General features: G+C 66.8%; 1 protein-coding gene and 1 pseudogene (1 of these 2 only partly in view). Both read right to left on the bottom strand.

Annotated elements, in window-relative coordinates:
• Positions 1-66 precede the first annotated feature (66 nt).
• A pseudogene (locus OIE75_RS36235) lies at positions 67-6,474 on the bottom strand (amino acid adenylation domain-containing protein); the annotation flags it as partial.
• Positions 6,471-12,865, bottom strand: the final stretch of a protein-coding gene (locus OIE75_RS36230; RefSeq protein ID WP_329473463.1) for a non-ribosomal peptide synthase/polyketide synthase. It continues 17,296 nt past the right edge of the window; the window shows 6,395 of its 23,691 coding nt (coding positions 17,297-23,691); its start codon lies beyond the right edge, outside the window — the gene reads right to left on this strand; the stop codon is at positions 6,471-6,473. The gene OIE75_RS36230 and the pseudogene OIE75_RS36235, both read right to left, overlap by 4 nt.

The following is a 12,865-nucleotide window of genomic DNA, read 5'->3' as shown; positions in this document are numbered from 1 at the left end:
CAGCTCCACCAACGGCAGCATCTCCGGCGTAATCACCTCCACACCCTGCTCAGGAATCCCATTCGCAGGCACCTCCACCACACCCCCACCACTGCCCGCAGCAGCCAACGCCCCCGGCGACGGCGCCTCGAACAACACCCTCACCGACACCCCGAACCCACGCTCACGCAACCGCTGCACCAACGACACCGCCAGCAACGAATGCCCACCCAGCTCGAAGAAGTTGTCCTCCACCCCTACACGGTCGACGCCCAGGACATCCGCGAAGACCTGGCACACCAGCTCTTCAGCCACCGTGGCAGGACCCCGCCCAGCGCCAGACGAAAACTCAGGAGCCGGCAGCGCGGAACGGTCGAGCTTCCCGTTCACCGACAACGGCAACTCATCCAGCACCACCACCGCCGACGGCACCATGAACTCCGGCAGCCGCTCCTCCGCAAACCTCCGCAGATCATCACCCTCCGCACCCTCATCCGCGAGGACCACATACGCGACCAGCCGCTTGTTCCCCGGAGCATCCTCGCGTGCGACCACCACCGCCTGGCCCACGCCCGGATGCGCCGCCAGGACGGCCTCCACCTCACCCGGCTCGACCCGGAACCCACGGATCTTCACCTGGTCGTCCCCACGGCCGACGAACATCAACTGCCCGTCCGCGGTCCACCGCGCCAGGTCACCGGTCCGGTACATCCGCTCACCCGCACCACCGAACGGACACGCAACAAACCGTTCGCCCGTGAGCCCAGGCCGCCCCTGATACCCCCGCGCCACCCCCGTCCCCGCCACATACAACTCACCCGCAACACCCGGAGGCACCGGCTCCAGGAACCGGTCCAGGACATAGACGCGGGTGTTGTCGACCGGTCGGCCGATCGGGGCACTCCCGCCCAGCGCTTCACCCGGGCTGCTATGCCAAGACGTCGAATCGACCGTCGTCTCCGTCAGCCCGTACAGGTTGTACAACTCCACACCGAGAAGATCGGTGACGCGCTCATGCAAAGCACCCGGCATCACCTCACCGCCGCAGAACAGCATCCGCAGGCTCGCGCAATCGACCGCTGCGGGTTCGGCGACGAACACCGACAGCAACGAAGGAACGAACTGCGCGACAGTTACTTCCTCACGCCGCATCAACTCCGCAAGGTAGGCCGGATCACGGTGTCCCTCCGGTGCGGCAATAACCAACGCCGCCCCGGACATCAACGGCCACCACAGCTCCCAGACCGACGCGTCGAACCCGAACGGCGTCTTGTGGAGCACTCGGTCCGACGCCTCCAGCCCAAACACCTGTTGCATCCACATCATGTGGTTGACCAGGCCGCCATGAGTGACCACTACGCTCTTCGGCCGCCCTGTCGATCCGGACGTATACATCACATACGCCGCGTGCCCGGCCGTCAGGACCGGACGCGTCCCGTCCGTGGCCGGCGCTGCATCCCTCTCAGCCGGCTCCGCCTCGTCGACGGCGAGCACGGGGACGGTCACATCTGCCGGAAGTTCACCAGCGTGCGCCCGCGTCGTGAGCACACAGGACGGACGGGCGTCGGACAACGTGAACGCGAGCCGTTCAGAGGGATAACCGGGATCGACCGGAAGGTAGGCGGCACCGGCCTTCCACACGGCCAGCAGCCCCGCCACCAGCTCGACCGACCGCTCCAGCATGACCGCAACCACCGACTCCGGCCCCACACCCCGATGGGCCAGCACCTTCGCAAGTCGGCTCGCCCGCTCATCCAACTCCCCGTACGACAAACGCTCATCTCCACACACCACCGCAACCGCACCCGGGTCTCGAGCCACCTGTTCCGCAAACAGCTGAGCCAGCGTGGTGTCTGAAACCCTGGTGGCGGTGTCGTTCCAGCCCGCCAGCATCTGCTCGCGCTCAGCACCGGAAAGGAGCGCGATCTCGCGCAACGGTCCTTCCGGAGCTTCTTCCAGCGCAGTGATCAGTCCGTCAAGGGCGGTATGCAGCGATGCGCACACGAGTCCCGGATCACCCGGAGCGATCACATCGGTCGTGAGTCCGAACCCTGAACCGTCGTCATTCACCGCCACGGCCAAGGGATAGTTCGTGAGGTCCTGGCTGTGTACCAGATCCACGCCGGCCAAGGCGCGTCGGCCGCCCTGAGTGGAAGTGGAAGCCGTGCCAGACTGAGGACCGCGACGGTAATTCAGCAGGGACGTGAACAGCGGGGCTGAGGCCGGAACGCCACTGGCCTTCTGTGCCAGGGCCAGCGGGGCATGCTCATGCACCAGCAGGCCGGCCAGCTGCCCCTGCATCGCCCGCACCGCACCCACGACGTCCAGGCCCGCCACGTCCATCCGCACCGGAAGCGTGTTCATGAACGGCCCCGGCACCCGGTCCGCACCCCGCCCGGCATTCATCCGGCCCAGCAACAACGTCCCGAACACCACATCCGACCGCCCGGCCAGACCCGCGAGCGCCCGCGCCCACGCCACATGGAACAACGTCGCCGGGCTCACCCCCAGCCCGCGAGCCTGCTCCCGCACCCGCACCGCCAGCCCGTCATCCACCCTCAACCGCGCCGACCGCACACCCGTGCCATCCCCACGAGCATCGGCCAGACCGAACGGCAGCGTCGGCTCCGTCACATCACCCAACAGCTCAGCGAAGAACTCCTCATGCTCCGCCCGCGAAACCCCCAACCGCGCCTGCGCCACGAAGTCACGGAACGGCAGCGGCACTGGGAGCCCATCCCCGTTGCCGGACATGAACGCCTCAACCTCACTCAGCACCACCTCCGCAGCGGTGTGGTCCTGCAGCAGGTGGTGCACCTGCACCAGCCCCAGCCACCGCCCCGTCCTCCCCGGCTCAGCCGCCACATGCACCCGCAGCAACGGAGCCCGCCGCAGATCCATCCACCGCCCAGCGACCGCCAACAGCTCAGCCTGCGGATCACCGCCCTCCCCGGTCAGGACCACCTCGGTGACCGGAACCGCCGCACGCCTCCGAACCACCTGCACCGGCTCCGGCAACCCCTCCCACACCACCCCAGTCCGGTAAATGTCATGCCGGTCCACCACCCGCTGCAACGCATCCAAGAACCCGTCCAGCCGCTCACGACTGTCAAAGCCCAACACCATCGGCACCAGATACACATCCGCCTCACCCTGCCCGGCCAGCAGATGATGGAAGAAGATGCCCTCCTGCAACGGCGCCAACGGATACACATCCGCCACGTTCGCCGCCCCACCCTCCACCGACGCGCACACCAAATCGATCTGCGCCGCCGTCAGCTCCACCAACGGCAGCATCTCCGGCGTAATCACCTCCACACCCTGCTCAGGAATCCCATTCGCAGGCACCTCCACCACACCCCCACCACTGCCCGCAGCAGCCAACGCCCCCGGCGACGGCGCCTCGAACAACACCCGCACCGACACCCCGAACCCACGCTCACGCAACCGCTGCACCAACGACACCGCCAGCAACGAATGCCCACCCAACTCGAAGAAGTTGTCCTCCACCCCCACCCGCTCCACACCCAAAACCTCCGCGAACACCCCACACACCAGCTCCTCAGCCACCGTGGCAGGACCCCGCCCAGCGCCAGACGAATAGTCCGGGGCGGGGAGCGCTGCCCGGTCCACCTTCCCGTTCACCGACAACGGCAACTCATCCAGCACCACCACCGCCGACGGCACCATGAACTCCGGCAACTGAGCGCCTACATGGGAACGCAAGTCCGCCGCTGCTACCTCCCCAGCAGTAAGAACCACATATGCGACGAGGCGCTTGTCACCCGGCGCATCCTCACGCGCGACCACCACCGCCTGACTCACCCCAGGATGCGCCGCCAGGACCCCCTCCACCTCACCCGGCTCGACCCGGAAGCCGCGGACCTTCACCTGATCATCCGCACGCCCGACGAACACCAGCTGCCCGTCCGCACTCCACCGCACCAGGTCTCCAGTCCGGTACATCCGCCCACCCGGCTCACCGAACGGACACGCAACGAACCGCTCACCCGTCAGCCCAGACCGCCCCTGATACCCCCGCGCCACCCCCATACCCGCCACATACAACTCACCCACAACACCCGCAGGCACCGGAGACAGACCATCATCAAGCACATACACCCGCGTGTTCTCCAACGGCCGCCCCATCGGCAACACCCCCGGCACCAACCCCACATCCCCCACCACCCACTGCGTCGCACACAACGTCACCTCCGTCGGCCCATACAAATGCCGCACCAAAGACTCCGGAGCAGCCGCCAACACCCCCGACACCGCAGACGACGGCACCACATCCCCACCCGTCAACACCTCACCCACCCCAGCAAAACAACCCGCATCCTCCTCCACCAACACCCGCAACAACCCCGCCGTCACATGCACCCGGTCCAACCCACCACCCCCCACCAACGACCGCAACACACCACCATCCACCTCACCCACCGGCGCCAACACCACCACCCCACCACCAGCCAACGTCACCCACAACTCAAACACCGACGCATCAAACGCAAACGGCGCCCACCCCAACACCCGACGCCCCACCACCTCACCCCAACACCCATCCACCACCAAACCCACCACATCCCGCTGACACACCACCACACCCTTCGGCACCCCCAACGACCCCGACGTATACATCACATACGCCGCCACACCCCCCAACCCACCCACACCCAAACCCACACCCGGATCCACCCCCGCCAACTCCACCACCACACCCGGATCATCCAGACACAACACCGGCACACCCAGACCACCCGGCAACCCCCCGACCAGCTCCCGAACCGTCACCACACACACCGGCCCCGCATCCCCCACCATCAACTCCAACCGCTCCGCCGGATACGACGGATCAAGCGGCACATACGCACCCCCCGCCTTCCACACACCCAACAACGCCACCACCAAGTTAACCGACCGCTCCAACAACACCCCCACCACCGACTCAGGCCCCACACCCCGACCCCTCAACACACCCGCCAACCGAGACGCCCGCTCATCCAACTCCCCATACGACAACACCTCCCCCACACCCACCACCGCCGGCGCATCCGGAGTCCGCGCAACCTGTTCCGCGAACAACTCCACCCATGTGACATCAGGCACCGGCACATCCGTGTCGTTCCAGCCCTCCACCACCTGAAGGCGCTCAGCGTCGGACAGGACCTGGACCTGACCAAGCCGTATCTGCGGCGTGGTCACCGCAACTGTCAGCACCCGCACCAACCAGCGTCCGATCCGCTCCACGGTGTCAGCGTCGAACAGGTCGGCCGATCCCGTCAGCGACCCGCGCAGCCCCCCAGGACGCCCCTCGCCGTCAACCACCTCACCCAAGGACACATCAAGATCAAATCGAGAGGGCAGTATATGATCCATCACCATCTGGGCACGCAGACCGGCGAGCTGGAGCGTGGCCTGACCCGTGTTTCGAACGCTGAGCATCACCTGGAACAACGGGTGTCGAGCGAGAGACCGATCTGGTGCCAGCAGCTCCACGAGCCGCTCGAACGGCACGTCCTGGTGGTCGAGGGCAGCAAGACTCGTCTCGCGCACCCTTGCCAGCAGCTCACTGAAGGTCGGGTCGCCTGACATATCGGTGCGCAGGACGAGAGTGTTGACGAAGAAGCCGACCAGGTCATCCAGTGCCCGATCCGTGCGTCCGGCAACCGCTGTACCGATCGGGATGTCATCGCCCGCACCCAGCCGCTCCAGCAGCACGGCCAGAGCGGCCTGCACCACCATGAACAGCGTGACGCCCTGCTCCCGCGCCAGCAATGCCAGGCGAGCATGCACGTCCGCCGGGACTTCGAGTGTCACCGTGTGACCGCGGTGCGAGGCCATCGCCGGCCGCGGCCTGTCGAACGGCAGGGCCAGTTCCTGGGGCGCCCCCCCGAGCGCTCGACGCCAGTAGCCCACCTGCTCCGCCAGCACACTGCCCGGATCGTCCTCGTCACCGAGCACTTCCCGCTGCCAGAGCGTGTAGTCCGCGTACTGCACCGGCAGCGGCTCCCAGCCGGGCGCGCGACCGTCACACCGCGCCGCATACGCGACAGAGATGTCCCGCGCCAACGGCCCCATTGACCAGGCGTCCCCCGCGATGTGATGGAGCACGACCGCCAGCACATGCCTGTCCGCACCGGTCTCGATCAGTAGCCCACGCAGTGGCACCTCGGTCGACGGATCAAACCCACGCCCAGTCTCCTCCGCAACCAGATCCGCGGCCTCCCCCTCGGTGGCCCGCCTGACCCTCAACACCTCCCCCACTTCATCGGCGGCCAGTATCTGCTGATACGGCTCTCCGGAAAGGGAAGGGAATACCGTCCGCAGCACCTCATGCCGGGAGATCACGTCGCTCATTGCCGCCTGCAAGGCCCCGATGTTCAGGGCACCCTCGAGACGCAGCACAACCGGCATGTTGTAGGTCGCGCTCGGCCCCTCCAACTGCGTCAGGAACCACAACCGCCGCTGGGCGAAAGACAACGGAGTAGTCATCGGGCTTCCCCCTCCTTACGCATGGGCCGCAGAGGCGGCCGGGCAGGTTTCCGCTCACTTCCAAGTCGCACCGCGAGTGCCGCCGGCGTCGGCGCCTCGAACAGCGTCCGCATTTCTACCTCGGCCCCGAGGACCGCCCGTATCTGAGAAACCAGGCGGGTCGCGAGCAATGAGTGTCCGCCGAGTTCGAAGAAGTCGGCGTCCGCCCCGACCCGGTCCAATCCGAGCACCGTCGCGAATGCCTCGCACAAGAGGCGTTCTTCCCGTGTGGCCGGCTCACGGCCGCCGCCTGGGGCTCCGTGTTCCGGAGCGGGCAGGGCAGCACGGTCGAGCTTGCCATTCGTGGTCAAGGGGAAATGTGGCAGGGAAACGAACGCGGAGGGAACCATGGAGCCAGGAAGCCGCCCGGCGGCAAATGCCCGAAGCTCAGTGGTCAGGTCCTCGCCCGCCCGAGTTCCCTCTTCGTCCGCCGGCACGATGTAGGCGACGAGCCGCACATCCCCCGGCACATCCTCACGCGGAACAACCACCACCTGCCCCACCCCCGCATGAGACCCCAACACCCCCTCCACCTCACCCGGCTCAACCCGCACCCCCCGCACCTTCACCTGACCATCCACCCGCCCCACAAAAGCCAACTCCCCACCCCCAACCCACCGCACCAAATCCCCCGTCCGATACATCCGCTCACCCACACCACCAAACGGACACGCCACAAACCGCTCCCCCGTCAACCCAGCCCGCCCCACATACCCCCGAGCCAACCCCACCCCCGCGATATACAACTCCCCCACCACACCCGGCGCCACCGGCCGCAACCACCGATCCAACACAAACACCCGCGTATTCCAAATAGGACCACCAATCAACGGCACCACCACACCCGAACCCGAACCCGAACCCGAACCCCCACCAGAAACCCCACCCGAACCCGACCCCGGCCACACCCACGCCGTCGAATCCACCGACGTCTCCGTCGGACCATACAAATTATGCAACTCCGCACCACACAACCCCACAAACCGCTCCGCCAACACCCCCGACAACACCTCACCCGAACACACCACCCGCCGCAAAGAACCCCAACCACCCACCACACCCCCCTCAACAAACACCCCCAACATCGACGGCACAAAATGAACCGTCGTCACCCCCTCACCCTCAATCAACCCCGACAAATACACCGGATCCCGATGCCCACCCGGCCGCGCCAACACCAACCGCGCACCCACCACCAACGGCCACAACAACTCCCACAACGACACATCAAAACCCACCGACGCCTTATGCAACACCACATCATCAACACCCAGACCAAACCGCCCCTGCATCCACAACAACCGATTAACCAACCCCCCATGCGACACCACCACACCCTTCGGCACCCCCGACGACCCCGACGTATACATCACATACGCCGCACCACCCGACCCCACCGCACCCACCACACCAGCCCCCACCCCATCAGCCCCCACCGCACCAGCCCCCACCTCATCCACACACACCACCGGCACCGACACACCCCCCAACAAACCCCCCACCAACCCACGACACGACACCACACACACCGCCCCCGCATCCCCCACCACCCAACCCACCCGCTCCGCCGGCACCTCCACATCCACCGGCACATACACACCCCCCACCTTCCACACCGCCAACAACGCCACCACCAAATCAACCGACCGCTCCAACACCACCCCCACCACCGACTCAGGCCCCACCCCAAGACCCCTCAACACACCCGCCAACCGATCCGACCGCACATCCAACTCCCCATACGACACCCGCTCATCACCACACACCACCGCCACCGCACCCCGATCCCGCCCCACCACCTCCCCGAACAAACCCAACACCGACACATCCCCCAACACCACACCCGTGTCATTCCAGTCCGTGACGACTCGCTCTCGATCGAGCGGCGACAGTGGATCGACCTCATACAGAGGCGTCTCAGGTGCTACCTCCAGAGCCGCGACCAAGGCCTCGACCACCGTCTGGATCAATCCGCACACCAGCTCCGGGTCCCCCGGGTCCACCACATCGGCCTTCAGCCCGAACCCGTCCCCCAGGTCATCCACCGAGACGGTCACCGGATAGTTCGTCCGGTCCTCGGCTGCCGACAGAACCGTCAGACCGGCGGTTCCGTCAGACTTCGAGTCCCCCGAGTGCACGCGCCGTGCACTGTGGCGGTAGTTGAGCAACGACGTGAACAGCGGGGCTGAGGCCGGGACGCCGCTGGCCTTCTGTGCCAGGGCCAGTGGGGCATGCTCATGGACCAGCAGGCCGGCCAGCTGCCCCTGCATCGCCCGCACCGCACCCACCACATCCGTATCCGCGACGTCCATCCGCACCGGAAGCGTGTTCATGAACGGCCCCGGCACCCGGTCCGCACCCCGCCCGGCGTTCATCCGGCCCAGCAACAACGTCCCGAACACCACATCCGACCGCCCGGCCAGACCCGCGAGCGCCCGCGCCCACGCCACATGGAACAACGTCGCCGGGCTCACCCCCAGCCCGCGAGCCTGCTCCCGCACCCGCACCGCCAGCCCGTCATCCACCCTCAACCGCGCCGACCGCACACCCGTGCCATCCCCACGAGCATCGGCCAGACCGAACGGCAGCGTCGGCTCCGTCACATCACCCAACAGCTCAGCGAAGAACTCCTCATGCTCCGCCCGCGAAACCCCCAACCGCGCCTGCGCCACGAAGTCACGGAACGGCAGCGGCACTGGGAGCCCATCCCCGTTGCCGGACATGAACGCCTCAACCTCACTCAGCACCACCTCCGCAGCGGTGTGGTCCTGCAGCAGGTGGTGCACCTGCACCAGCCCCAGCCACCGCCCCGTCCTCCCCGGCTCAGCCGCCACATGCACCCGCAGCAACGGAGCCCGCCGCAGATCCATCCACCGCCCAGCGACCGCCAACAGCTCAGCCTGCGGATCACCGCCCTCCCCGGTCAGGACCACCTCGGTGACCGGAACCGCCGCACGCCTCCGAACCACCTGCACCGGCTCCGGCAGCCCCTCCCACACCACCCCAGTCCGGTAAATGTCGTGCCGGTCCACCACCCGCTGCAACGCATCCAAGAACCCGTCCAGCCGCTCACGACTGTCAAAGCCCAACACCATCGGCACCAGATACACATCCGCCTCACCCTGCCCGGCCAGCAGATGATGGAAGAAGATGCCCTCCTGCAACGGCGCCAACGGATACACATCCGCCACGTTCGCCGCCCCACCCTCCACCGACGCGCACACCAGGTCGATCTGCGCCGCCGTCAGCTCCACCAACGGCAGCATCTCCGGCGTAATCACCTCCACACCCTGCTCAGGAATCCCATTCGCAGGCACCTCCACCACACCCTCGCCACCAGCACCGGCCGCAGCCAAGCCTGCCGGGGTCGGCGCCACCAGCAGCGCCCTCACCGACACCCCGAACCCACGCTCACGCAACCGCTGCACCAACGACACCGCCAGCAACGAATGCCCACCCAACTCGAAGAAGTTGTCCTCCACCCCCACCCGCTCCACACCCAGAACCTCCGCGAACACCCCACACACCAGCTCCTCGAGGACCGTCGCAGGACCCCGCCCACCAGCGGACGCATACTCAGGCGCCGGCAACGCCGAACGGTCTACCTTCCCGTTCACCGACAAGGGCAGCTCATCGAGCACCACGACGGCAGAGGGCACCATGTACTCCGGCAACCGCTCAGCCACAAAGCTGGGTACATCACCATTCAAGGTGCCGTCGTCCTCGGGCACGACGTAGGCGACGAGGCGCTTGTCACCCGGCGCATCCTCACGAGCGACCACCACCGCCTGACCCACCCCCGGATGCGCCGCCAGCACGGCCTCCACCTCACCCGGCTCGACCCGGAAGCCGCGGACCTTCACCTGATCATCCGCACGCCCGACGAACACCAGCTGCCCGTCCGCACTCCACCGCACCAGGTCACCAGTCCGGTACATCCGCCCACCCGGCACACCGAACGGACACGCAACGAACCGCTCACCCGTCAGCCCAGACCGCCCCTGATACCCCCGCGCCACCCCCATACCCGCCACATACAACTCACCCACAACACCCGGAGGCACCGGCTCCAGGAACCCGTCCAGCACATACACCCGCGTGTTCTCCAACGGCCGCCCCATCGGCAACACCCCCGGCACCAACCCCACATCCCCCACCACCCACTGCGTCGCACACAACGTCACCTCCGTCGGCCCATACAAATGCCGCACCAAAGACTCCGGAACAGCCCCCAACACCCCCGACACCGCAGACGACGGCACCACATCCCCACCCGTCAACACCTCACCCACCCCAGCAAAACAACCCGCATCCTCCTCCACCAACACCCGCAACAACCCCGCCGTCACATGCACCCGATCCAACCCACCACCCTCCACCAACGACCGCAACACACCACCATCCACCTCACCCACCGGCGCCAACACCACCACCCCACCACCAGCCAACGTCACCCACAACTCAAACACCGACGCATCAAACGCAAACGGCGCCCACCCCAACACCCGACGCCCCACCACCTCACCCCAACACCCATCCACCACCAAACCCACCACATCCCGCTGACACACCACCACACCCTTCGGCACCCCCAACGACCCCGACGTATACATCACATACGCCGCCACACCCCCCAACCCACCCACACCCAAACCCACACCCGGATCCACCCCCGCCAACTCCACCACCACACCCGGATCATCCAGACACAACACCGGCACCGACACCGCATCAGGCAGCATCCCGGCCACACCACTCACCGTCACCACACACACCGGCCCCGCATCCCCCACCATCAACTCCAACCGCTCCGCCGGATACGACGGATCAAGCGGCACATACGCACCCCCCGCCTTCCACACACCCAACAACGCCACCACCAAATCAACCGACCGCTCCAACAACACCCCCACCACCGACTCAGGCCCCACACCCCGACCCCTCAACACACCCGCCAACCGAGACGCCCGCTCATCCAACTCCCCATACGACAAATCCACCTCCCCACACACCACCGCCACCGCACCCGGATCCCGCGCCACCTGCCGCTCGAACAGACCCACCACCGTCTCCTCGGGCACCACACGATCGGTGTCGTTCCACTCCACCAACACCCGCTCACGACCCGCCGGCGCCAATACCTCCACCGCACGCAACGGTGTGTCAGGACCGGCCGCTATTTCGTCAGTGAGGTTGTCGATGACCGTATGCAGCAATTGGCACACGAGGTTCGGGTCTTCCGGAGCAACTACGTCGGTCGTGATGGCGAACCCCGTCCCCAAGTCATCCACCGATACGGCCAGCGGATAGTTGGTGGACTCCCGGCTGTAGACCATCTCCACGCCATTGAGCTGGTGCCGACCCTCGTCAGAAGGCAGCTCGGCCCGTTGACGACCGTGGCGGTAGTTGAGCAAGGAGGTGAACAACGGCGCCGAGGCCGAGGCCGCACTTGCCTTCTGCGCAAGCGCGAGCGGGGCGTGCTCGTGCACCAGCAGGCCGGCCAGCTGAGCTTGCATCGCCCGCACTGCACCCACGACGCCCAAGGCCGCCACGTCCATCCGCACCGGAAGCGTGTTCATGAACGGGCCAGGCACCCACTCCGCACCAGCGCCGGCGTGCATCCGGCCCAGCAGGACGGTCCCGAACACCACGTCCGTCCGGCCGGCGAGGCTCGCCAGAACTCGCGCCCACGCCACGTGGAACAACGTCGCCGGGCTCACCCCGATCGTGCGCGCTGCCTCGCGCACCCGCGCTGCCAGCCCGTCATCCACCCGCAGCCGCGCCGACCGCACACCGGCGCCGTCACCATGAGCGTCGGCCAGGCCGAACGGCAGCGTCGGTTCCGTGACGTCACCCAGCAGCTGGGCGAAGTACTCCTCATGCTCCGCGCGGGACACGCCCAGCCGCGCCTGGGCGACGAAGTCCCGGAAAGGCAGCGGCACGGGCAACTGGTCCCCGCGTCCCTCCATCAACGCCCCGACCTCACCCAACACCACGTCCAACGCCGTGTGATCCTGCAACAGGTGATGCACCTGGACCAACCCAAGCCACCGTTCCGTTCCAGGATCCGAAGCTACGTTCACCCGCACCAAGGGCGCCTGTCCCACATCCATCCACCGTCCGGCGACAGCCAGTAGTTCATCGACGGGATCCCCGTCCGGCGACAACCTCACCTCGGTCACAGGAACGACGGCACGCCGCCAGACCACCTGTACCGGTTCGGGCAGCCCTTCCCAGATCACGCCGGTGCGATAGATGTCGTGCCGGTCCACCACCTGCTGCAACGCGGCCAGGAACCCGTCCAGCCGTTCACGGCTGTCAAAGCCCAGCACCATCGGCACCAGATACGCAT

It is taken from the genome of Streptomyces sp. NBC_01723 (assembly GCF_036246005.1).
Taxonomy (GTDB): Bacteria; Actinomycetota; Actinomycetes; order Streptomycetales; family Streptomycetaceae; genus Streptomyces.
The sequence above is the reverse complement of the archived record's forward strand: the minus strand, read 5'-3'. Positions and strand labels throughout refer to the sequence as shown.